We start from the raw sequence: 25,155 nt of genomic DNA on the forward strand, positions 1-25,155 counted from the left end.
TTCTAGGCCTCCTCTCCCAAGTACGCCTTGATAACGGCGTCGTTTTGTTGAATTTCATCTGGGGTGCCCTCAGCAAGCAGGGAGCCGTGGTCGAGCACGTAGATGCGTTCGGCCAAATTCATGACCAGTGACATGTCGTGTTCGATCAGCAGGACCGTGATGTGAAATTCACGTTGGATCTGGCGAATCAAGCGCGTGAGATCAGCTGTTTCTTCGGGATTCATCCCGGCTGCTGGTTCGTCCAAAAACAGAATTTTTGGTTTCATCGCGAGACCGCGGACGATTTCGAGTCGGCGCTGGATCCCGTAAGGTAGATTCTTGGCGAGGACGTCGATGTCGTCCTGCAGGTCAAAAATCTTCAGCAGGTCAATGGCTTCTTGGCGAATGCGCGCCTCGGTCTTGTAGTAGGTTGGCAGCCGGAAAACAGATTGAATGAAGCCTTCCTTGTAGTGGCTGGTCATGGCAATCAGCACGTTGTCAATGACGCTGAGATTCTTGAACAGACGGATGTTTTGGAACGTCCGTGTAAGACCAAGATCAGCGACTTTGTACGGCTTCATGCCGTTGATCGGTACCGTCCCATTTGGCCCGTTAAACGTGATGGCGCCCGAACTTGGGACGATCACGCCGGTCAGCAGGTTAAACACGGTGGTTTTCCCCGCACCGTTTGGGCCAATGAGGGCGACGAGTTCGTCGTCGTTTAACTGCATGGAAACGTTGGACACGGCGGCCAACCCGCCAAAGTTTTTGACGAGGTCGTCAACTTTTAGAATTGTGCTCATGCTTGCGTTTCCCCCTTTGGTTTGCGACGGCTAAAGAGTCGTTTAAATGAGAATTCCCAAGTGCCCAGCAGGCCGGATGGCTTGAAGACCATCATCACAACAAGGACGACGGCGTAAATGACCATGCGCAGGGTACCAAAATCTTGTAAAACGGTATCCAGCACGCCCAAAACGAAGGCGGCGACGAAGCTGCCGGTGATCGAGCCGGTCCCACCAAGGACGACGATGATCAGGATGGCAATGGATTCCATGATGTTGTAGTTCGTTGGCGCGATGGTTTGTACGTAAGAGGCTTGAAGTGAACCAGCGATGGCAGCGGTAGCGGCGCCAAAGACGAAGGCGGCTAGTTTCCACTTGGTGGTGTTGATCCCCACAGATTCAGTGGCAATCTCATCTTCACGCACGGCCATGGCAGCCCGGCCACCACGACTGTGAATGAAGTTCACGATAAGAATTGAGGTGACGCAGACCATGATGTACACCACTGGCCAGGTCGCAAATTGCGGAATGTTGAACATCCCGGCAGCACCGTTGGTAATTTTGAGGTTATTGATGATGATCCGAATGATCTCGGCTGCGCCCATCGTCGCAATGGCCAGATAGTCGCCCCGCAACCGCAACGTTGGGATCCCAACGATCAAGGCGGCCACGATGGCGATGATGATACCGACCACAATGGAGGTCCAAAAGCCAGCAGCGTTTGCATGGTCCGACGTAATGATAGCTGTCGCGTAGGCGCCGACTGCCATAAACCCAGCGTGGCCCAGCGAGAACTGTCCCGCGAACCCGATCACCAGGTTCAACCCAACTGCCAGGATGATGTTAATGCCGATCGTCACCAGCATGTTTTCGATAAACGCGTTGATCACGCCCACGAGAATGAGGGTGTTAATGAGGTAAAACCCCGCAATCATCACGATCAGCCAACACAGATTGTATTTGAAATTTGCTCTCATATGTGATCACACCTTCTCTTTCGTATTCTTACCGAAGATCCCGGATGGCAGGATCAACAAGATGATGATCAGCACGAGGTACACGGCCGCATCCTTGTAAGCGGAAAGGCCGATCGCCTGAACGCCCGTTTCGAGCAGGCCAATCAGGAACCCGCCCAGTGAGGCACCGGGCACGGAGCCGATCCCACCAACAACGGCGGCAACGAAGGCTTTGATCCCAGGCGTCATCCCCATCAACGGGTCGATCGAGTTGTAGTACAGTTCGATGAGCACTCCAGCAGCCCCGGCCATTGAAGACCCTAAGGCAAAGGTAAACGAAATGGTGCGGTTAATATTGATCCCGACCAGCTCAGCCGCGTCTGAATCAACCGACACAGCGCGCATGGCCCGGCCCATCTTTGTGCGTTTGATGATCAGTTGGAGCAGGATCATCAACAGGCAGGCGGTGACGAGAATCAAAATTTGAATGTTTGAAATTTGAACGCCACCAATGTGGTAGTTCACTTGTTTAATAATCTGCGGAAAACTCCGAGTACTTGAGCCATAGAGGTAGGACATCCCGTTTTCAAGGAAGTACGAGACCCCAATGGCAGTGATCAAAGCGGCGATCCGCGGTGAGTGCCGCAGTGGCCGGTAAGCCAAATATTCAATGATCACACCACTGACGGCACAGACCAGCATGGCTGACAACAGCGCGAAGATAAAGTTAAAGTGCCAGTAATTGATCACGTAGTAGCCCCAAAAGGCCCCAAGCATGTAGATGTCACCATGCGCGAAGTTGATCAGCTTAATGATCCCATACACCATGGTGTAGCCAAGCGCCAGCAGTGCGTAAATGCTGCCAAGCGAAAGGCCGTTTATGAGTTGTTGTATTAGTGTTTGCACATTTATTCCTCCAGAGAGTGCGGAAGAAAACGGGTTGAGGGCGGAGCCTAAGCGACCTCTGGCAGAAATGCCCGAACTTGGCATTTTTGCCAGAGGTCGTTTAGGCAGGAGCCCTCAGTTTTCTGCAGCACGTTTCAGCTAGATAAAAGTAAAGAGCCATTATCTGAAATTCGGCGAAAGTTAAAATAGAGTGCGGAAGGAAGCGGTCAGAGTTGCTTATACAGGAGCCCTCTGCTTCCTGCAGCACGTTTCGGCTAGGTAAAAGCAAAGAGCCGTGACAAGAAGTTAAACAATAAATAAATGGGTAAAGTTGTGGATGATATCGAGCTAACTGTCACTGCGTTCCACTGATAGTGGCTGTAAAAGTTGCCAAATAAGGAGACGATTACAGCGATAAAGTCGAACATTAAGCCTGAAATAACGGTGAAAGACGATCAACATGCGGTTACATCCAAAGGTTATCTAACATGGTGTAACAAGCAGTCGAGAGCGGATAATCCGCAAACTAGGGTTAATACACATGTGATGCTTAACCAACAGTCATTCATTTCAGCAATGTAAGTGGAATGGCGCAATTTGGCACGGAACCGTGGTGTCGACATCAGTTAGCGACCGTACTTGGGTCGGTTACTGATGTGCGAGACGATGAAGATCCACTCGAGAGCCGCGCAGCGGAAATCGAGTTAGCTTCATCGCGAGCCACAACGGCGGAGTGCCAAATTGCAGAATGCAACGGCCGGATTCAACTCATCTATCCATCAAACCCAATATGCGAAAATCATCCCCACCAAAGACAGGAATGATTTCAACAGTTAGAGATTACTTAACTTCAGTAGAAGCGCTAACCTTGCCATCAGTAAGTTGTTCAACGGCAATTGGTTTGTTGGCATCGTGCTTCTTGTCAACGGTGATGGTCCCGGTAACGCCGTCGAAGTTCTTGGTCTTAGCCAAGCCCTTAGCGATCTTAACGGAGTTAGTGGAGTTTTCCTTTTGGATAGCGTCCTTGATCATATAAACAGAGTCATATGCCAATGCTGAGAAGGTTGGGGCTTCAGCGTGATAACGTGCCTTGTAGGCAGCCATGAATTGCTTAGCGGTCTTCGACTTTTCAGCAACAGTGGTTGAGAATGGGGTGGTGTAGTAAACCTTAGAAGCGTTCTTGTCACCAGCGATTTGGGCCAATTTAGGATCAGCCATACCATCACTACCGACGATTGGAACGTTGATGCCCATTTGACGAGCTTGCTTGATGATCAAGCCGATTTCTGAGTAGTAGCCGGGTGCGTAGATGGCGTCGATCTTTTTGTTCTTAATCGCGGTCAAGATAGCGTTGAAGTCCTTGTCGCCTTCTTGGAAGGTCTGACTTGAAACGACATTGCCCTTGAATGTTTTCTTGAAGGCCTTCGTCAATCCAGTACCGTAGTCACTTGAATTGTCGGTCAGGATGGCGACGTTCTTAGCCTTGAGTGTGTTATATGTAAATTTCGCTGCGGTTGACCCTTGGAAGTTGTTTTGGTAACAAGCCCGGAAGACGTATGGTTGTACTTTGCCGTTCTTCTTCAACGTGTAATCGGGGTCGGTGGCTGAAGGACTCACACTAGGGACTTCAGCTTTGGTGATCGTTGGAATTTCGGCAGTACCGGCGTTGGTCGTGGCTGGTCCGACGATGGCGCTGACCTTGTCGTTGTTGACCAACTGAGCGGCAACGGAAGCACTGGTGCTGGTTGCGGTCTTGTTATCGCGGATGACCAGCTTGATCTTTTTCTTCTTACCATTCACTTTGACGCCGCCGTCTTTGTTGATCTGACTCACGGCCAATTGAATCCCTTGTTTTTGTTGTTGGCCATAGCCGGCTGCGGCGCCTGAAAGTTCCATGTTGACCCCAATTTTAATGGTGTTACCAGTAGCGGTATTGCCCTCCGACTTGGTCGTTGCAGTGCTGCATCCTGCAAAGATCCCAGCTGACATAACAATTGCGGCAATTCCTGCCATTTTCTTAAATGTGTTCTTCTTCATATTGAATTCCTACTTTCCAAATTTTTTTCGTGTGGTGCCTATGTATCCCTAATCCCAAAAAGTGAGTTGCTCGTGACGTCCCTCCTTTGTTTCGAGCAATAAAAAATCCCTCATCCAGTAAATGAATGAGGGGTAAAGTCGAAGTTATGAAGCAAGCCCTCATCATTAAAAACGAAGAAAATAGGGCTCAACTTATTTGAAATGGTTTAGTGGCCGTGGCGACTAAACGCTAGTTCAAAGTTGCGTCCTTAGTTTTTAATAATAAGACTAAATTCTGGCGAACAGAGGTTACTTGAGTTGCATGTGTGAACGTTGTGTTTTTCATGGTGGTAACCTCCTTGTCAGAATTTGTTTGCTTGATTGAATGACGTCAGTATAGCTGAGAAATTTTAACCCGTCAACAACTTTTTTAATTTTATTTTAATATTCAATGACGAATAGGCTTACAAACGTTGATATATCACTAGGAGTAATACGTACAATCTTTTTTGATTTTAATGCAACAACAAGCTATTTTAATGTGGGCGTTTTGTGTTTATTCAATTTAACACCGCACAAAAAAAGACCGAGAATTTCTCGATCTTTTCCAGTAATAAAAAACAATTGTTGTTTTAATGTCGTCTATAAGAGGTGTAAGGGTTAGCTTGCCTGCAAGATCCAGAGGAAGATGACGAAGACAACGGCAAGCCCGTACATAATTGGGCTGACTTCCTTACCGCGTTTGGCGGCAATCATTGATAATGGGTAGGTGATAAACCCAAGGGCGATCCCGTCTGAGATACTGTAAGTTAATGGCATCCCAACTAAGATCAGGAAGGCTGGGGCGGCAATTTCAAACTTGTCCCAGTGAACCTTAGTCAATGACTGCGCCATCAGGGTCCCGACAATAATCAGGGCTGGGGCGGTCACTTGGTCAGTGATGACTGTCAGCAGTGGTGACAGGAATGATCCCAGGAGGAAGAGAACGCCGACAACCACAGCGGTGAACCCAGAACGACCACCAACGGCGATCCCGGCTGATGATTCAACGAAGGCCCCCATCGGTGAAGTCCCTAAAATGGAACCAACGACCATTGTGGTGGAATCGGCGGACAGTGCGCGGCCGATTCGAGGAATCTTGTTGTCCTTAACGAAGCCGGCTTGTTCAGCCAAACCAACCAAGGTCCCAGTTGTATCAAAGAACGTCACGAGCAGGAAGGTCAAAACGACCACGGCTAATTGCAGCGTGTTGATACTGCCAATATGTGAGAGGGCAACCCCGAACGTTGGCTTAAGGCTTGGGACACCAGCAATCCATGAGGACGGTGCTTTGATCAACCCAAGAGAAAGCCCAACGATCACGTTGATGACCATCCCGATAAAGATGGCACCGGGGACTCGTGCACTCATTAACACGATCGTTAACAGTAATCCGATAATGGTCAACCATGTGCTGCCGACATGCAGTGACCCAAGTGCAACCATGGTTGATTTGTTGGACACGATCAGACCCCCGTCACTTAACCCGATGAAGGCAATGAACAGGCCGATCCCGGCGCTAATCGCCATTTTAAGGTCACGCGGAATGGCATCAACGACCATTTCACGAATCTTAAATGCGGTCAGGATCATGAACAAGATCGAAGCGACAAACACGCCGGCTAAGGCAGTCTGCCACGGCACCTTCATGCCCAATACAACGGTGTATGAGAAGAAGGCGTTGATCCCAAGACTCGCTGAAATGGCAATTGGGTAACGGGCGATGATGCCCATTAAGAAACAGCCAAACGCACTGGCTAACGCGGTCGCCGTAAAGACCGCACCCTTGTCCATCCCGGAGACACTCAGAACGTTCGGGTTGACGAACAAAATGTAGACCATGGAAATGAAGGTCGTTAATCCCGCTAAAAATTCTTTCTTGTAGTTGGTCCCTAATTCTTCAAACTGAAAATATGACGCAATTCTCTGACCCATAAATAAAACCCCTTAAATAAGTAATAATTTCAAATAATGTTCGTGTTTTACTTTTAAAAACCATTTTTAATAGTAACATTTATTTATTTACGTTTCAATAGCCGAATGTTTAAAAATCCAGTTTTGACAATAATGAGAATTTCATGAACGGCCTGTTATCACTGGTCAACCTCTGGTATAGTGGGCATTGAAGAGACTGAATATAACCGAATATGAGAGGAAATTGCACCATGACAAGATGTTTGATTTTAGGAATCGATCACCCCGTTGCACAGCAAATTGCCGAACAACTCACCGATATCACGGTGGTCGGGTTCGCAGAAGCGCCGGTTGCAGGTCTGTCGATTGCCGAACAGTTTAATGGGGATGCCCACAAGGCTAACACCTACCTGGATGCCGTGACGGATGTGGACGTTATTTACTCCGATTTCATCGGCATGGATGTGGATTGGAAGCTCGAAGCCGTTTTTGCGGCCATTCGTGAGACGGGGACGCAGTGTCGAACCGTCATGCGCTCGGTTGCCGGTATCGATAATGAAGTCACAGCCCCGCTGACCTATGCTGGCATCACAGATACTGATGAGTTCTTAAAACAGCAGCGTTACGCCATTAAAATTGTCGATGAGGCTGAGCTGCCGTACACTATTTTACGACCGGTTGCGCTCGATCCTGCAGCTTCTGGGGCGGCCCAATTGATCAACGAAGGTGCCCCCGTTCCGGCCACACCCGTGAGTGAGACGGCGTTCGTTAGCGTTGTGGTGGACGAAATCTTACACAGCACGCATCTGAACCAGTCGATTGCGGTCGTTTCACAATAATCTTTCCTATATATCACAAAAAAGACGGCCGATTTCTCGGTCGCCTTTTTACTACTGCTATGTGTGCGGTAAACCCGCGATAACGATTCTATGTGTCGATATGTGTTTAGGTTAGTGGTTGTTGTTTGAGAGACTTGCAGCGGGTGCGATGTTAAAAATCTTCGCAATTGCCCAGCTGCCCAGCAGACCGATCAACAGGAATGGGAAGAAGTCCAGACCCTGTGCAAACAATGGAATGGTTCCAGCAGCCCAACCGTTGATGGCTTTAGCCCAGCCCATGTTTGCAAAGAATGGCGGCATGGTGTGGATGAAGTCCAAGATGGCTGGAATGAAGGACAGAATGATCGTTGTCCGGTAGATGAAGGCATTCTTGCCGATAAAGGGATTGAGTAAGCCTAATGCGATCAAGGCGATTGCCAGTGGGTAAATGAAGCTCAAGAGTGGGGTGGAGTATGCGATGATCTGATCCAACCCAAAGTTCGCAACGATGAAGGCACCAATTGAAGTTAAGCCGAGGCAGAAGTGATAACTGAGTTTAGGAAAACGTTGGCTCCAGTCTTCTGACAGGGCGGTCATCATTCCGATACATGAAGTGATGCAGGCAAGGAAGGTAACGGCACCCAGGATGGCGGTTCCGGCAAGACCGGTGTAGTGCGCCATGATAGCGGTAAATGCTGACCCGCCATCTGGAGTGAGCTTCAAGTAACTCAAACTAGAAGCACCAAGGGCAATCAGGAAAATGTAGATGATGGCTTCGAGACCCATGCTGATGGCCCCAACTTTAGCAACGGCTTTTGACCGGAGTTTCGTGTCGTTCATCCCGAATAACCGAAGAGCGGCAATGATGGTAACGCCGAATCCTAACCCGGCTAAGGCATCCATTGTGTTGTACCCTTGCAGGAACCCATTGATCAGGTTACTGCCGGCACCGGTTGATTGTGGGAAGATCGAGATGTTGCGAACGTCGCCTTTGATGATAAAGGCTAAGAAGAAAATGAAGGCTAACAGGGCAACCAGAATTGGGTTTAAAATTTTACCAACGTAATCTGTGATCTTGTTTTTATTGTATGACAGCAGGAACGAGATACCGAAGAACAGGGCTGAGAAGATGATCAGGCCAATGCCGTCCCATGCCTTTGGCAGGAAGGGTTGAACACCAATTGAGAAGGTCGTGGTGGCCGTCCGTGGTGAGGCCACCAGGATCCCTAACGTTGCGTGAATCATAATGAGAAAGAATAGGGCGAACTTACGGCCAACGGGACGGGCGAGGTCGTACACACTGTCGCTACGGGTTAAACTAATGGCCAGAATGGATAATAATGGCAGTAAGATGGCGGTTAGTAAGAAGCCAATGGTTGCGGGACCCCAGTTGCCAGCAGCTAACTGACCCAAATGGATGGGGAAGATCAGGTTCCCGGCACCGAAGAAGAGACCGAAGAGTAATGATCCTAAAATAATATATTGACGCTTAGATAAAGATGTTTTCATGTGAATTCCTCCTGTTCGGGGTAACAAAAAACGCCCTTAGCTATATAGCTAAGGACGTGTTATTAACGTGTTACCACCTTGTTTTCCGACCGCTTCACAGTGATCGGCTTTTAAAGTACGGCCGGCAGATGCGCAATCTGTCCGCGATACTTCATTGCTATAATGGGCGCACTCCCAGTGACCACTTCGTCAAACGTCGCGGTCACGACTTGTAGATTACTTTCATCGGCTAGTTCAACTGCCCCGTTCCACTAAATGAGGCTCCCTGGAAATATTCCTAGCGACTACTCTTCTACGCATAGTCTTTGTTAAAAATATGAGTTGGAAAATATGTTATGTGCACACTATAAAATGGCTTAGATTAAATGTCAAGAAGAAAGTTAAAATAAATTTAGAATTTGTTTTGATCCCGGAATGTCAACTCAAGCGCAACACCATGGAGCCAGACCGTGAGCTAGCTTGCTAGCGCGGCCTCAATAAGCTCGGCGGCGTTAGCGTAGCCGAGTGTCCTGCGATGTTTTTGATTCAGCGCATCTTGAACCTTTGCGATATCATCTTCAGAGAAGCCATGCAGTGATAGGCCTTTAGGGATGTACTCTCGGATCAGGCCGTTCTGGTTCCCATTACTGCCACGTTCCCAAGGCGAGTACGGGTGCGCAAAGTAGATCTGAGCTCCTTGAACCTGGTCCAACAGTTTGAACTCAGAGCCGTTATCGAAAGTGATGGTCTTAAAGTAGCCAGGATGCTGGTCAATGGCGGCTTGAAGCTCTTTTAAGCAGGTGTCTGCGTGGTAGTTGGGAATCTTTACGATGATCTCATAGCGGATTCGCCGTTCGGTCAGGGTCATCAGTGCTGGTTCACTAGCTTGACGCTTGCCTTTAACCAGGTCACCTTCCCAATCACCAAAGCGTTCACGGTTATTAATAGTGTCTGGTCGTTCATCAATCGAAGTACCAGCCAGACGCTTATTTTTACGCGAGTGGTTGTGACGATTGGACTTTACATGGCGCCGCAGCTTGGCTGGCAGGTCGATATTCTTAATGTCTAAGCGGCCTTGATCAATATACCGATAAACGGTCGGCGTTGAAGGGCACGGCTGGTCAGGATGAGTCTGCTTAAAGGCGTGCACGAAACCATCAACACTATCAATCCGTGGTCGCCGCTTAAGCGCTGTTTTAAGCATCTTAAAGAACAGCCAGCAGACCTTTTCTAGTCCGCCAAAACGGCAGTTCTGACGCGCTTTATCATGAATAAGCTGGCTCGTGTCCGCAAAGTATTTGGTGAAAAAGAGATAGTCAGAATTACGTTGTCGAATGGTGCCACGCTTAATTTCACGCGAGATCGTGCTGCGACTGCGATTGGTCAGGCGCGCAATATCAGCCTGAGATTTCCCAGCATTCAAGTACGCTTCAATTTCACCTCTTTCTTCCGGGGTAAGTTGTTGATAATGCTTGGTAGTGCTATGCTTGGATTGGGTCATGGAGATGTCCTTTCTTTAGAGTTTCAGCACTTTAAGTTTAGGTCTCCATGGCCTATTTGTATAATTTGAACTTGTTGCACTTGGATTTTAAATCCGGGAATTTGTTTTGATCATACTAGTGTTTTTGTGATGTTGGTAAGGCCTGTAGTAGCTGGTAGTCATGGGCTCCCGTTAGGACAAGATAATCTGTTTTAGTGGATTCTCAAGAACCTGAAAAAAGTTTATGTTATATTTTTATTAGAAACTTTTTAGATTATTTGCCGCGATAGTCATGGGTGATAATCCATTGCATTCCGCAATTCGGCAGGCCGTCGTAGTGGCTCGCGACTGAGCGCCTTTAATTTCTAGTTTATATTGCGGAAACGTGTTCCGCAGGCCAACTCCCGGAGTGTAAGGCAACTTTGCCAGAAATTCAAGACCGGAATTTCCGACAAAGTCGCCTTACACTCCGGGAGTTACCCGGCCTGCTCCACACTCTAGCCTCAGCCTGCAGGGCCGAACGGCGGAACGGAGCGACACGATAGGACTAATTGCCTCACGCAACCACGCAACAGTGCGGCCATCAGTAACGCTAAAACTGGGATAACCAGCATTCTGCTTGTAATTAGACTGGTTATTCGGTATGATTCAGCTACTACTATAGGCACCAAATTTGAACGAAAGATGGGACAGTTATGGAGACAGCTTCAGAGAACCGAAAGATGAACGTGAAACGCTTGGTCGTTAAGGTCGGTACCAGCAGCCTCGTTTACCCCAATGGCAAGATGAATCTTGAAACGATCGATCAGCTTGCCTTTGTGTTGAGCACACTATGTGGTCAGGGCAAGGAAGTGATCCTTGTTTCTTCAGGGGCGATCGGTGTTGGACTGAATGCACTACGGCTAACGGAGCGACCCACGGACATTTCGGCGCAACAGGCGCTGGCATCTATCGGTCAAAGCAAGCTGATCACCCTGTTTAATCAGCGGTTTGACCACTACAATCAAGCGATTGGTCAACTGTTGCTGACTCACGATGTGTTTGATTTTCCAGCTAGTAAACAACACGTGCTAGACACGTTTGACCGGTTGTTAAGCATGCACATTGTCCCAATCGTTAATGAAAATGACTCCGTGGCCGTTGACGAACTGGACCATAAGACGAAATTTGGTGATAACGACCAACTGTCAGCAATCGTTGCCATGCGCACCGATGCTGATCTGCTGGTGATGCTTTCAGATACTGAAGGCTTCTATGATGCGAACCCAATGACCCACGATGATGCGCAGTTGATCTCAACGATTCACACCATCACTGACGACACTTATGCGGTCGCTGGCGGTAAGGGGAGTCGTTACGGGACGGGCGGTATGGTGACGAAGTTACGCGCAGCCGAAATGATGATGAACGATGATAAGGAAATGGTCCTGGCCAGCGGTGCTGATCCGGCCATTATTTTGGATATTTTAGCTGGAAAACCACTGGGCACTTGGTTTGTCCCAGAACGAAAGGGAGCACTGAAAAATGGATAATACGGCAACAAATCTGACCCAATTAGGCCAGTTAGCACAAGCGGCGGAAACGCAACTGGCACAGTTATCAGCCACCCAACGTAACGATGCGCTGGTCCAAATGGCGGCTGCCTTGGTTAACCACCAAGACATTATTTTAGACGCGAACAAACGTGACCTTGCCAATGCGACAGACCTCAAGCAGAGTTTCGTTGACCGGTTAACACTGACTGCTGACCGGATCGAAGCTATGGCTGAGGGCATGCGCCAGGTTGCGCAGTTACCGGACCCGATCGGTAAGGTCGACCGGATGTGGAAAAATGAGGCTGGTCTCATGATCGGCCAGCAACGGGTGCCGCTGGGTGTGATCGGCATTATCTTTGAGGCGCGGCCGAACGTTACGGCGGATGCCTCGGCATTGTGTTTCAAATCCGGCAATGCTGTGATTCTTCGCGGCGGCAAGGAAGCTATTCAGACTAATATTGCCGTCAGCGGTGTTCTGCGCGCTGCACTTAACGAGATCAGTTTGGATGAAAACGCCATTCAGCTGGTCCACGATACCTCTCACGAAACAGCTAACGAGATGATGGCACTGACCGATTATTTGGATGTTCTGATTCCCCGTGGCGGTCAAGGCCTCATTCAGCACGTTGTCCAAAACGCAACCGTGCCGGTTATTGAAACGGGTGCCGGCAACTGCCACATTTACGTCGATGAATTTGCGGAACTGAAGATGGCAACTGACATTACGGTGAACGCCAAGGTGCAGCGGCCATCAGTCTGCAATTCAGCGGAAAAATTACTGATTCACGAAGCCGTTGCGGCCGACTATCTGCCGACGATTGCTAAGTCATTGCAGGATCAGGGTGTTCAGTTGCGCGGTGACGCACGGGCACAGGCACTGGTTCCCGGGATGATTGCGGCGACGGATGACGATTGGGACGAAGAGTATAATGACCTGATCATGGCGGTGAAAGTGGTTGATTCAGAGGACGAAGCAATCGCCCACATCAACGCCCACAACACCAAACACTCCGAAGCCATCATTACCGACAACTATCAAAACGGCCAAAACTTCTTGCAACGCATTGATGCAGCCTGCGTCTACATTAACGCCTCAACCCGCTTCACGGACGGTTTCGAATTCGGCTTCGGCGCAGAAATCGGCATCAGCACCCAAAAACTGCACGCTCGCGGACCAATGGGCCTGAATGAGCTGACATCGACTAAGTATATTATTTATGGGGATGGACAGGTGAGGAAGTAGAGTGCGGAGAGAGGCGATTAAGGGGCGGAGCATAAGTGAGTCTGGTCAGAAAAGTCCGGTTCTGACTTTTGTGACCAGACTCGCTTATGCAGTAGCCCCTTGCCTCTCGGAGCACGTTTAGACGCCAAGAAAGCAGAGCGCAAGAGCTGACCGGGTCTTTAGCAAAAGAAATAGAGTGCGGAAGGAAGCGGTTAGAGGGCGGAGTATAAGAGACTCTGGCAGAAATGCCTGTTTTTGGCATTTGTGTCAGAGTCTCTTATACAGGAGCCCTCTGCTTCCTGGAGCACGTTTCGACGCCAAGAAAGAAAAGCGCAAATGATGACCAGGTCTTTAGCAAAAGAAATAGAGTGCGGAAAGAAGCAGGGACTCCTGCAGCACGTTTAGAAGCCAAAAAAGAAGACCGCAAAGCAAGACCGACCCATTGGCAAAAACAGCAGGAATCTTAGCCATAAGCCGAATCAGTCAGGACAATATCCCAACCTTGATCCGTTTCAACAAGCCCTAGACTCCTAATCCAATCATCAACACAACCTCCTATCGATCTCGCACCAACCACCAACTTAAAAAATCATAAATCCCCAGTTTTTATATCGTCTAACACCCCAAAGTTTGCTAAACTAGACGTAAAGAGGTGACGTGGCTGTGACGATAAAAACAAACCCAGAACAGTTGGCAATTTTGCGACAGCAAATGGATGATGCCAACCGCAAATCGCACTTCGTTATTTTTGAATCGACGGAACGCCAAAGCGGTGATTCACTCAGGTTGATCACCGATTACGAAAGCTTTCGTGAGATTCAGCAGGAACATGGTGACCAGGCAGATATGCACATTTTACAAGATATCGTCCCCATCACGGATAACCTGGCGAAGTGGGCAATTGCGGAGAGCCAAGCTGCTCGCGCAAACGATGATCCGAATGTATTGGCGGATCTTGAGCATTTTACGAATGAAGTTTTGATGGAGAATCATTTGGCGGTTAATAAGGAAGATGCCTAGAGTGCGGAGAGAGGCGGTTAAGGGGCGGAGCATAAGCGAGTCTGGTCAGAAAAGTCCGGTTCTGACTTTTGTGACCAGACTCGCTTATGTAGTAGCCCCTTGCCTCTCGGAGCACGTTTCGACGAGGTTGCCTAGAAGGGACAAGAACGTGACTTTTGTACCTGAGTTGGGGTAGACAATAGCACCGTTTGCGAAAATGGAACCAGCACAGCGTCCCTGTCAATCGAAAGCAACCATCCAAACCAGTAAAAAAGCATAAGAAAAAGAGACTGGCAGCACGCAAACGCCAGCCTCTTTTTTTATACAAAAAACCCGCAAACCAGCGCAAAAATGACACCCTGCGCAAAATTTACAAGTTCTCAACATCATCGCAATAATCTTTACAAAACGTTACCTGAAAGTCACAAAAAACACACCGAACAAACATTCGTCTGTGGTATGATAAGGACATTAAATAATCGCGAAAGGTGCCGGTGACATGTCTCTTCAATTTATTATCGGGCCGGCCAGCGTGGACCATCAGGCTGAGTTGCTAAATGCGCTTACGACCAGTCTTGAAGCCCATCCGGGCGACCAATTTTACTACATTGTACCTAACCATATTAAATTCGAATCTGAAGTTCAGATTCTTGACCGCTTGGCGCAACAGGCCGGAAAGCAAGATACTGGCTACGCACAGTCTGCTGTTCAAGTGCTTTCGATGACACGACTTGCCTGGTTCTTTATGAAAAATACGCCTGACTATCAGTTGCCACGAGTCTCTGAAGCTGGGTTGAATATGCTGGTGTACCAAGCCATTATTGACCACCGTTCGGAATTAAAACTTTTTGCGGGGGAGGCTGATCGGCCAGGATTTATCAGTTTATTGACGCGTCAATTAATGGAGCTGAAGACGGGGCAGGTCAGTGCGTTTGACCTTGGCCAGGTGGCCGAGAAGATCACGGGGTCAAGTGCCGACTTGGATGCCAAGCTGCATGATCTCGTTTTGATTTATGATAATTTTGATGCCGCAATGGCAAACAAGTACGTTGCGAATACTGACCTTTTAAATCAACTGAGTGACTACCTTAAAAATCGTGACCTGTCGCACACGCATTTCTATTTTGACGGGTTTTCTCAGACCCAGTTCTCAGCCCAAGAAATGGCATTGCTGACCACACTCATGCAGGGTGCCGATGAAGTCAAAGTGGCCCTGACTCTGGATCATGGAACACCGACGCCGGAAACGATAAACGAGCAGAGTCTCTTTTTTCAGCCGTCACGGACGTATCTTCGACTGTATCAAACCGCACGTAGTTTGAGCGTTCCGGTGATGACCGATGTGCTCGCGAAACAATCACGAGTTGCACCAGATCTGCAGCGATTGGAGACCTATTGGCAAAAAAGTGCGACCGGCCTTGGCCGACCACAGCCAGAAACCTTATCAACGGCGGACAGTATTCAAATCATTCAGGCAGACAATCGTTATGCGGAAGTTGCCCGGGTGGCGGCGATGATCAGACAACTGGTTGCCGAAAAGGGCTACCGCTACGCCGACTTTTTGATCGTGACCCGACACTTGGATAAGTATCAAAACGTGCTGGGCCCCATTATGAGTGCCCAAGAAATTTCCTACTTTAGTGATGTGTCGCAATTCATGGCAGATCACCCGTTGGTTGAGTTGATCTCGGCTCTATTTGAGGTGAAGCGGCGGCATTACCAGTATGCTGATTTAATGCAGTTGTTGAAGACCGAACTTTTGCTGCCAAAGACCGATGATGGTCAATCGATGAGTGTTCTTAAGTTTCGTGACGCCTTGTTCAAAACTGAAAATTGGGTTTTGAAAATGGGGTATCAGGGTGGCAAATGGCTGCAAAAGGAAGACTGGCCGTACGCGAGATTACGCACGGATGACCTTGGGACACAGACCAGTGCTGATGACACTGTTGGTCAGCAGATCAATGGTATTCGGCACTTTGTTCGCGACACACTGCCACCATTTTTCAAACGACTTGATCAAGCACAGAATGGGCGGGAAGCGGCTCAAATTTTGGTGCGCTTTTTGACCAATGCTGGGGTTGTAGATCAGTTGATGTCCTGGCGAGATCAGGCGATTGACAGGGGGGATCTGATTACCGCTGGGCAGCCTGAACAGACTTGGAATACATTTTGCGACTTGCTGGACGAGTACGTCACCATTCTGGGTGACCGTCAGTTTGTGTCTGACGACTTTTTAGCACTACTGTTGGCAGGCTTCGAGGGTGCCAATTACTCGCAAATTCCGTCAACGCTGGATCAAGTCGTGATCTCCGAAAGCGGGATCATTCAGATGAATAACCGTAAAATCACTTTCATGATCGGTGCGACCGATAAAGTGATGCCGGATAATACGTTACCGACTCGGTTGTTGAATGACCAAGACCGGCAGCAGCTGGTACTTCCTGAAGGTGAATACTTGGGCGATACCGGGGTCATGACACTTCAGGGTGAACCCTATTTGAACTATCTCGCGTTCATGACACCGAGCGAACGGCTGATCTTTACCTATCCGTTGAGTGAAGATGGGGAAAGTCAAAACCAGATCAGTCCTTACGTTGCCCAGATTCAGCAACACTTTAACCTGACGATTGAACATCATGCAGCGACTCCACAGGCAGATGACCAAACGCTTCGACCGTACTTGGGAGCTAAACGGGCAACACTGCGGCACCTAGTTCAGGCAGCAAATAACAGTCGTGAAAATAATCACGCGTTATCCCCAAGCTGGCAGTATGTCTACCATGTTCTGGATCAAGATGCCGGGACACATGATCTGACCGAGAAATTAATGGGCAGCATTGCGTACCGCAACCAACCAGTGCAGTTAACACCAGATATCGTTGACGGGCTCTATTCCACAACAATCAATAGTTCAATTTCAAAACTGGAGGAGTTTTACCAAAACCAGTACGCTTACTTTTTGAAGTATGGCCTTCATTTACAGGAGCGGGACGCCTTTGAACTATCACCTGCCAACACTGGTGAATTTTTCCATGCTTCGTTGGATATGTTGATGAAACGGGTGAATGCGGAACATATTGATCTGACGGCACTTGATGCCCAGCAACTGACACAGTTGGTGAACGAAATTACTACTGCTGTGCTCGATGATCCCATGAATTTACAATATGCCATTCTCAATAGCAGTCACCGGATGCAATATATTAAGCGTCAATTAATCGCCCTGATTCAGCAAACAGCTCGCGCCTTCCATGAACAGGGGAAGTATACACCGATGCGCGCCAAGCAAACGGAAGTGATGTTCGGGCATATTGGTGCGGAAAACGGTCTGCCTGCACTAAAGTTTGACCTCCCTCATGAAAAGAAGGTTCAGGTCCGTGGGAAAATTGACCGGATCGATACGATGAAAGTTGAAAACAGCAACCAGTACGTTGGCGTCGTGGATTATAAGTCCAGTGCTCATAAGGTTGACCTCAACGATATCTACCACGGTATCGCTATGCAGATGATGACTTATTTGGATGTGGTGCAACGCAACATGGCGCTGCTGACAGATGATCCAGATGCTGAGCTGGCCGGTGCGTTGTACCTGCATTTGAAGAATCCAACGCTGGCACCCAACGACTTAAAAACGGATCTGATGTCGGCCATTTTGTCTAAGGAACAGTACAAGGGACTGCTGGTTAACGATGATAACCTGTTACAGCACCTGGAACCGGACCGCGACTCGAACCCGGCGAGTGTTTATCCTTACGCTTACACCAAATCGGGGAGTTTGAAGAAAAATGTTGGGACCATCGTTACGGCGGATGAGCTGAAAGATTTGCTGTCGTTTACCGAAATGAAGATCACGGATGCCGCCAACGCTATTTTTGACGGGCATCTGGATCTCAATCCTGTGAAATATCCGAACGGGCGCACAGCAATGCAGTACTCACCATACAAGGCCATTATGCAATTTGATCCGATGCTGCCAGAAAACGACTACCGCTTATTGACAGCTGACCGGGACAAACAAGTGATCCTACAACGGATGCAAGAGGAGTTGAAACAACGTGGACTACACTAAAAGCCAACAAGCGGTACTTGACACCCACCACACGAATCTGCTGGTTTCGGCATCGGCCGGTTCCGGTAAAACGCGGGTGCTTGTGGACCGCGTCATTAACATGATCCTTGATCACGAAAGTATCGATCATTTGCTGATTGTCACCTTTACTCGAGCGGCGGCTAAAGAAATGAAGGATCGAATCGAATCGGCATTAAAACAACAGATCAACCAGGTCGACGCTGAAGAACGCCGGTATCTCACCCGTCAACTGGCACTTTTACCAGTGGCGGCCATCAGTACCATGGATGCATTTTGTCAGCAGATCGTTGAGCGTTATTACTACCTGATCAATTTAGATCCGGTCTTTCGAATTCTTGGTGATGCTTCAGAAAGTGCATTGTTAAAAGAAGAAGTCTGGGACGACGTTCGTGAAGACCTGTATGCCAACGATGAGGACGGCAAGTTTCAAGAACTGGTGACGAATTTTTCCAGCGACCGTTCTGACGATGGGCTAACGACAGTCGTTGACGACGTTTTTCGGTTCATGGGTGCTAAACCGGATCCTGATGACTGGTTAGCTCATCTTGGCGACAACTATGCGGTCGATCAGGACCTCATGACAGCACCAATCGTTAAAACACGGCTGTTGCCAATTATTCAAGACAAGCTGGCAAGCGCTAAATCAGAGCTGACGGCTGCTAAAAGATTAGCCGCGGATGAGCAGGTTGACCAAGTCGTGACCTACATGGACAGCTTGTTGGCACAACTGGATGAGCTGCACTCAGATGCAACGTCTTGGGATGCGTTTCGTGCCCAGGTTGAAGCATTCGACTGGGGCCGGTTGCCGAGTATTCGAAAAACAAATGAGGCTTACGACGGGTACCAGCTCGTTAAAGATCAGGTTGCCAGCCATAAGAAAGCGGCTAAGGAAGATCAGTTGGATGAGATCTTATCGTTCATGCCGCAGGATGAGATTGTGACGATTGCGACGATGCACCATAGTGAGCAGATCGTCCGCCAGTTGGCAACGGTCGTTCAGACGTTTAGCGACGCCTATGCCAAAGAAAAACGCCGGCGTCATGTCCTAGAGTTTAGCGATGTTGAACACTTTGCACTGCAGATCTTGGAAGCTCAAACAGATGAGGCCAAAGCGGTTCGTCAGCAATTGCAAACGGACTACCACGAAATCATGGTTGATGAGTATCAGGACACCAATGAATTGCAGGAAGCTATCGTGACGTCTCTTGCTCAGGATGACCCCGGGAACCTCTTCATGGTGGGCGATATCAAACAATCCATTTACCGTTTCCGATTAGCGGAACCGCAACTGTTTTTAACAAAGTTCCAGCGCTATCAGGCCGACCCGACAGCCGGTAAGGAGATCACGTTGGCGGAAAATTTCCGGTCCATGGCAAACGTGGACAATTTTACGAACCTGATCTTTACCCAGATCATGGATGAAAAACTCGGTCAAATCAGCTATAGCGGCTCTGCTAAACTCGTGTACGGCGCATCATATCCGACGAGTTTGCCGAACGCGGCATCACTGCTGATATACGAAACTGAGGCACCGACGGAAAAGGCACCTGGTGACGTACCTGATAAGGACGCTGGCCAGGTCACCGTTGTCGCCCAGCAGATTGCTGAATTAATGCATGATCAAACGACTATCTGGGATCGGCGGGCACAAGCCATGCGCCCACTGACCTACCAAGACATTGCGATTATTGCACCGACAAAAACAAACAATTTGGAGATTCAAGACCAGTTTGGCCGACTTGGGATTCCTGTCCAGATCAATGACGCCCAGAGTTACTTTAAAACCACTGAGATTCAGATCATGATGTCGCTGTTGCAGCTGATCGATAACCCTTACCAGGATATTCCACTGGCAGCAGTGTTACGGTCACCCATCGTTGGCTTAAACGAAAATGAGTTGGCCTTCCTCAGAATTACCGATAAGACGGACGATTATTTCTCAGCCTTGCAACACTTTTTGATTAACTACGAAGCCGATTATGCGGGGCAGGCATACGCTGACAGTCTGCAACCTAAAGTCGCCCATTTTATTGAACAGCTGACGACGTTTCAGACAATTGCGCGCAAGCAGCCCTTGGCGACCCTCATTTGGCAGATCTATCAGCAGACCGGTTTTCTGGACTACGTTGCTGGGATGCCAGCTGGGGTACAGCGACAAGCTAATCTGCACGCCCTGTATGAACGGGCGGCCGACTATGAGCGCAACGGATTTAAAGGACTCTTTCAATTCGTTCGGTTCATTGAGCGGATGCAAAACAACGATCAGGACCTGGCAGAAGCGGCAGCGGAGACCACCGATAACGCTGTCCAGGTTATGACGATCCACGGGAGCAAAGGTCTTGAATTCCCAGTGGTCTTTCTCCTCGACACGTCACGCAATTTCAACATGCAGGACACTACGGAACGCGCACTGTTAAATAACCAACTGGGTATCGGGATCGATGATTTTCAGCCAGATACGCGACTGGTGGTGCCGTCCATTCCTAAAATGGTGATCAAAGAAACAACTAAGCAGGAATCACTCGCGGAGGAAATGCGGAAACTGTACGTGGCGCTGACCCGGGCTGAGCAGCGGTTGTACATTGTTGGCGCCTGCAAACAACAGGCTGATTTATTAAAGACCTGGCAGGCGGCCGCCCAGGACCAGCAGCTGGTCTTGAACCCAACACTGCGGGGGAAGACGCATAACTATTTGGACTGGATCGGGATGTCGCTGGTTCGCCACCCTAAGTTTCAGGCGACTGATGCACAACCGCTTCAGGCACTGGCTGACGATCCAACTGACTTTGATATCACGTTTATCACCCCGGATAGACTGACTGAAATGGCAGCCTACCAAAAGCCGATTACTGGCAGTACCTGGCTAACTGATTTAAAAGAACAACTGAAAACCACCGATTTTGCGAGTGTGGACGTCGACCAGATCGACCAGGTTTTGGACATGCAGTATGGGTTTGAACCAGAGATGCGGACGACGGCGTACCAGTCAGTTTCAGAAATTAAACGCCTCTTTGAAGATCCCGATATGTTGCAATTAGGGCAGTATAACCCCCAGTGGCAGCAATCACACGGGAACCGGTTCGTGACGAGTGACTTTAAACAGCCAGCCTTTCTGCAGACGGTGACGGCGCCTACTTCGGCTGAAGTGGGGACAGCGACCCATTTGGTTTTGCAGGAATTATCGTTGACACAGCCCATTACGTTGGCGGCCATTGACCAGCAAATTCAAACCTTAGTTGCTGATCAGGTGATGGCCGAACCGATTGCGGCACAAATTGACCGTGAGCATGTGTTGCGGCTGTTTGATACCGAGTTGGGACAAGCAATCGTCGCCCATGGCACTCGGACGCAGCGAGAAACACCGTTTTCACTACTGCTACCTGCTCACCAAGTCTTTGAGGATCTGCACGATGAGCAGGCTAAAATCCTGATTCATGGGATCATTGACGGGTATTTCGAAGATGAAGACGGGATTACGCTGTTTGACTATAAGACGGATCACGTGGCCCCAGGTGAAAGCGGTATTGCGAAGATCAAGGATCGCTATTCAGGTCAGCTAAATTTATACGCGCAGGCCTTGTCGGATATGACGGGCAAGCCGGTGGTCAGAAAGTACCTGTTCTTGCTGGCGACGGGAGAAGCGGTGGCGATGTAGAGCGGTAGAGCGCGGAACAAGGCGGGTTAGGGGCGGTGTGTAACGGACGGTGACCGAAAAGTCCGGGCCTGACTTTTTGGTCACCGTCCGTTACACGTTAGCCCCGTGCCTTGTGGAGCGCGTTTCGGCACGGTAGCCAAGCCAGGCCGATCGCCCATATTTCGAAATAGAAGCCAAAACGGCTCTAATGAACCCACAAAAAAACAGCTTCCAACTGTCACGAATGACATCTGGAAGCTGTTTTTTGTCTCTAAATCATGCATCACAGGCTAAACAACGTTGTAATCACACCAATCATAAAAACAGCCACAACACTCATCACAATGATGGGGGCGTTTTTAAATGAATGGTTAGCGCGGAACAGCGCAACGATTGCTGTGATGACGACAATTAAGCCGACAATAAATAAAATGAGCAACTTTATTTGAACCTTTGTATCTGGCACAGTCATGGAATCACCTCATTTACAGAATGACGAGTTCATAGGCGTAACGGAGCGCTTTTGAGTCATGCATGTAGACCTTGCCACGGTAGTTAAACCCGCTTGTTTTGATCACGTGTTGCATGGCCTGGTTGTCAGGGTGCGTATCAATTCGAACATCCCGGTAGCCAAGAATACTTGAAATGGTGATCAACCCGCTCATAAGTCGATTAGCAAGATGCTGACCGCGAAAGTGGCTGGCAACGGCAATGCGATGAATGGCGGTGTAGCGGGCCAGTGTACCGGTCTGCCACTCGCCATCATCAATGGTGAGGTAGTTGACGTCGATCCCTTGATGCAACGCTGCAGTACCGGCAACGGTCCCGTCGACAACGAGCACGTAGGTGATCCCTTCGTCAATATCATTTTTGAGGTCGTCGTCGGCAGGGTAGCCATCTTGCCATTGGTCGATACCTTGCTGTTTTAAAAAGCCTTTTGCATCATGAATAATGCTGGTAATGCTTGGCAAGTCAGCCTGAGTGGCTTGCCGTAGATAGGTTGCAGTCATGACAGAATCCTCTTCTCAATTGACCGGTGGTGGATGCGCCGGCCGCGTTTTTTAACGGTGTTTATTATAGATTAAATTATCGTGAGGAACAAGCACAGCGCAACCAAGATTGCCTTAAGAAAATGGAAACGTTTTAATTTATCAACACGTGTTCATTAACTTCATGATACACTGAAATTGAGAGATCAATTCTAGGGGTGGTAATGTTGCATTATGGAGAAGTCAAACGAGGAACGTTTATTAACCGGCCTAACCGGTTCATCGCGACGTGTGAATTGGCCGGTCAACGGGTGGTCACACACGTTAAAAATACGGGGCGCAGCAAGGAACTGCTGATTCCTGGGGAAACGACGGTGGCGTTGAGTTATCAACCAAAGCCAACCCGTAAAACGGCGTACGATCTGGTGGCTGTTCAAAAACGCGGCCAGTGGGTCAATATTGACAGCCAAGCGCCAAACAAAATTGTGCTAGAAGCGTATAGCCAGGGCAAGCTCGACCTACCAGGGATTGGCACCTTAGCACAGTTAAAGCCAGAAGTGGTCTACGATCAGTCACGACTGGACTTTTGCAGCGAGACTGATTCGGGGGAAACACTATGGATCGAAGTGAAGGGTGTCACCTTAGAAAACGATGGTGTGGTTGCCTTTCCAGATGCACCAACAACTCGGGCAGTTAAACACGTTCATGAGTTGACACGCATTGTCAAAGAAGGACAGTCTGCTTGTTTGTTGTTTGTGGTACAGCTGTCATTCGCAGATGTCATGACCATTTATCAAGAACGAGCACCAAAACTTGCGGTCGCGATTCAGGAAGCACGGGCAGCCGGTGTTCACGTCGTTGCCATGGATTGTCAGGTGACTGAGGATACGCTGACACTACGACGCCCGGTGCCGTTTGATTCGAGTCTTGTTTTTCATGAAGCGATACATTAAAAAACTGTTCATGGGCTTCCAGGTGCACTGGACGCTCATGAACAGTTTTTTTAGATGTCACTTTAGCTAGCTGTATGGCCGCTTAGATTGGTGGCAATGAAACAGTATTTACTGAACACTAAGGCAACGCGCTTTACTCAAGGTGTAGACTCAGCGCCACGCCCATCCCGCCGCCTACGCAGAGGGTGGCAATACCTGTTTTTAGGTTTTCTCGTTTTAAATCGTGGACCAGAGTGGTGACGATTCTGGCACCCGACGCGCCCACCGGGTGGCCCAATGCGATTGCACCACCATTGACGTTGACCTTATCGTCTGGAATTTGCAGATCGCGCATGACGGCGACCGTTTGGGCTGCGAATGCCTCGTTGATTTCGAAGCGGTCGATGTCATCAATACTCATTTGTTGTTTTGCTAGGAGTTGATTGACAGCATAGAAGGGTGCATAGCCCATATAGTTAGGGTCGATGCCGGCTTCTTGGTACGTATCCAGAACGGCTAAGTAAGGGATATTGGCTTGCTCAGCTCGCGCTTTGGACATGAGGACCAGCATGCTGGCACCATCGTTTAAGCCCGCAGCGTTGCCGGCAGTCACCATACCGTTCGGGACGAATGCCGGTTTTAATCCGGCCAGGGCGGCCATGGACGTATCTGGACGGATTGGTTCGTCACGGGTGATGGTGGTCGTGCCCTTCTTTAAGGTGATCGTCACTGGCACGATCTCATCATTGAACGCGCCGGATTCGGTGGCTTTAACGGCTCGCTGATGTGATCTTAGTGCCAAAGCATCCTGTGCTTCGCGTGTGACATGATATTTGTGAGCAACGTTCTCGGCCGTGATCCCCATTGGTTTGTGTGAAAAAGCGTCCAGAAGGCCGTCATGCTCCAACCCGTCGAGCATTGTTGTACTACCGTATGGCTTGCCCTGTCGCATATTTGGGACAAGGTGAGGCACGTTTGTCATGCTCTCCGTGCCGCCAACCAAAACGGCTTCAGCGTCGCCTAACATAATGGCGCTTTGACCCAACCGGATGGCCTTTAGTCCAGACCCGCACACTTGATTGATGGTCATTGCGGTGCTGGTTTCTGATAACCCGCTTTTAAGTGCGATTTGACGAGCGACGTTTTGTCCCGCACCCGCCTGCAGGACATTACCGACAATGGCTTGGCTAATTATTTCAGGGGCAATGTGTGCCTGTTCGATTGCTTTTTTAGCCGCCAGCGTCCCCAGGTCAACTGATGACAAACTTGATAAGCTGCGCCCCATTTTACCGATGGGCGTTCGAACAGCGCTTAAGATGACCACTTCATTCATTTTTCGGTTCCTCTTTATGTCAGTATTAAAAACTAAGCATAACACGGTTCTAGTACAAAAGTCT

The 25,155-nt window shown here is 49.0% G+C and carries 17 protein-coding genes; 7 read left to right on the forward strand and 10 right to left on the reverse strand.

Annotated elements, in window-relative coordinates:
- Positions 1 to 2: 2 nt before the first annotated feature.
- From AYR61_RS05015 to AYR61_RS05035, 5 genes are all read right to left on the reverse strand, one after another.
- Positions 3 to 782 carry an ABC transporter ATP-binding protein gene (locus tag AYR61_RS05015; RefSeq protein ID WP_065901954.1) on the reverse strand — a complete coding sequence of 260 codons (780 nt, stop codon included), beginning with the start codon at positions 780 to 782 and terminating at the stop codon, positions 3 to 5.
- Complete coding sequence (locus AYR61_RS05020) at positions 779 to 1,738, reverse strand: branched-chain amino acid ABC transporter permease (protein ID WP_054709379.1); 960 nt, start codon at positions 1,736 to 1,738, stop codon at positions 779 to 781. The genes AYR61_RS05015 and AYR61_RS05020 overlap by 4 nt, the downstream gene beginning before the upstream one ends.
- 6 nt (positions 1,739 to 1,744) lie before the next feature.
- Positions 1,745 to 2,623: a branched-chain amino acid ABC transporter permease gene (locus AYR61_RS05025; RefSeq protein WP_065901956.1), complete on the reverse strand. Its 879-nt coding sequence runs from the start codon at positions 2,621 to 2,623 to the stop codon at positions 1,745 to 1,747.
- A gap of 819 nt (positions 2,624 to 3,442) precedes the next feature.
- A complete protein-coding gene (locus AYR61_RS05030; protein ID WP_054709383.1) occupies positions 3,443 to 4,639 on the reverse strand; it encodes an ABC transporter substrate-binding protein in 1,197 nt (398 codons plus the stop codon).
- Between the two features lie 639 nt (positions 4,640 to 5,278).
- Positions 5,279 to 6,592, reverse strand: a complete 1,314-nt coding sequence (locus AYR61_RS05035; protein WP_054709386.1) for an NCS2 family permease — start codon at positions 6,590 to 6,592, stop codon at positions 5,279 to 5,281.
- Positions 6,593 to 6,822: 230 nt separating this feature from the next.
- Here AYR61_RS05035 and AYR61_RS05040 point away from each other — a divergent pair, with 230 nt between their 5' ends.
- Positions 6,823 to 7,410, forward strand: coding sequence for an NAD(P)H-binding protein (locus AYR61_RS05040; RefSeq protein WP_065901957.1), 588 nt, complete (start codon positions 6,823 to 6,825; stop codon positions 7,408 to 7,410).
- 111 nt (positions 7,411 to 7,521) lie between these two features.
- Here AYR61_RS05040 and brnQ read toward each other — a convergent pair whose 3' ends face one another.
- Positions 7,522 to 8,898, reverse strand: a complete 1,377-nt coding sequence (gene brnQ, locus AYR61_RS05045) for a branched-chain amino acid transport system II carrier protein (RefSeq protein ID WP_065901959.1) — start codon at positions 8,896 to 8,898, stop codon at positions 7,522 to 7,524.
- 454 nt (positions 8,899 to 9,352) lie between these two features.
- A complete protein-coding gene (locus AYR61_RS05050) occupies positions 9,353 to 10,378 on the reverse strand; it encodes an IS30 family transposase (protein ID WP_056987289.1) in 1,026 nt (341 codons plus the stop codon).
- 674 nt (positions 10,379 to 11,052) lie between these two features.
- Here AYR61_RS05050 and proB point away from each other — a divergent pair.
- From proB to addA, 5 genes are all read left to right on the forward strand, one after another.
- Positions 11,053 to 11,889 carry a glutamate 5-kinase gene (gene proB / locus AYR61_RS05055; protein ID WP_065901961.1) on the forward strand — a complete coding sequence of 279 codons (837 nt, stop codon included), beginning with the start codon at positions 11,053 to 11,055 and terminating at the stop codon, positions 11,887 to 11,889.
- Positions 11,882 to 13,135, forward strand: a complete 1,254-nt coding sequence (locus AYR61_RS05060) for a glutamate-5-semialdehyde dehydrogenase (RefSeq protein ID WP_065901962.1) — start codon at positions 11,882 to 11,884, stop codon at positions 13,133 to 13,135. The genes proB and AYR61_RS05060 overlap by 8 nt, the downstream gene beginning before the upstream one ends.
- 642 nt (positions 13,136 to 13,777) lie before the next feature.
- Positions 13,778 to 14,134: a hypothetical protein gene (locus AYR61_RS05070; protein WP_054709398.1), complete on the forward strand. Its 357-nt coding sequence runs from the start codon at positions 13,778 to 13,780 to the stop codon at positions 14,132 to 14,134.
- A gap of 478 nt (positions 14,135 to 14,612) precedes the next feature.
- Positions 14,613 to 18,182 carry a PD-(D/E)XK nuclease family protein gene (locus tag AYR61_RS05075; protein ID WP_065901964.1) on the forward strand — a complete coding sequence of 1,190 codons (3,570 nt, stop codon included), beginning with the start codon at positions 14,613 to 14,615 and terminating at the stop codon, positions 18,180 to 18,182.
- Positions 18,169 to 21,858: a helicase-exonuclease AddAB subunit AddA gene (gene addA, locus AYR61_RS05080; protein ID WP_065901965.1), complete on the forward strand. Its 3,690-nt coding sequence runs from the start codon at positions 18,169 to 18,171 to the stop codon at positions 21,856 to 21,858. Before AYR61_RS05075 ends, addA begins: the two co-directional genes overlap by 14 nt.
- A gap of 262 nt (positions 21,859 to 22,120) precedes the next feature.
- On the opposite strand, the gene AYR61_RS05085 is transcribed toward addA, so the two are convergent.
- Together AYR61_RS05085 and AYR61_RS05090 are read right to left on the reverse strand one after the other, a co-directional pair.
- Positions 22,121 to 22,309: a hypothetical protein gene (locus tag AYR61_RS05085; RefSeq protein ID WP_056987291.1), complete on the reverse strand. Its 189-nt coding sequence runs from the start codon at positions 22,307 to 22,309 to the stop codon at positions 22,121 to 22,123.
- A 13-nt stretch (positions 22,310 to 22,322) separates the two neighbouring features.
- On the reverse strand, positions 22,323 to 22,847 hold the full coding sequence (locus AYR61_RS05090; protein ID WP_065901967.1) for a GNAT family N-acetyltransferase: 525 nt from the start codon (positions 22,845 to 22,847) through the stop codon (positions 22,323 to 22,325).
- A gap of 203 nt (positions 22,848 to 23,050) precedes the next feature.
- Here AYR61_RS05090 and sfsA point away from each other — a divergent pair, with 203 nt between their 5' ends.
- Positions 23,051 to 23,779 carry a DNA/RNA nuclease SfsA gene (gene sfsA / locus AYR61_RS05095; RefSeq protein WP_065901969.1) on the forward strand — a complete coding sequence of 243 codons (729 nt, stop codon included), beginning with the start codon at positions 23,051 to 23,053 and terminating at the stop codon, positions 23,777 to 23,779.
- 133 nt (positions 23,780 to 23,912) lie between these two features.
- Here the strand turns inward: sfsA and AYR61_RS05100 are convergent, their stop codons facing one another.
- Positions 23,913 to 25,091, reverse strand: coding sequence for an acetyl-CoA C-acetyltransferase (locus AYR61_RS05100; protein WP_054709408.1), 1,179 nt, complete (start codon positions 25,089 to 25,091; stop codon positions 23,913 to 23,915).
- Between the last annotated feature and the right edge of the window lie 64 nt (positions 25,092 to 25,155).

The sequence above is a fragment of the Secundilactobacillus paracollinoides genome (genome assembly GCF_001702155.1).
Lineage (GTDB): Bacteria > Bacillota > Bacilli > Lactobacillales > Lactobacillaceae > Secundilactobacillus > Secundilactobacillus paracollinoides.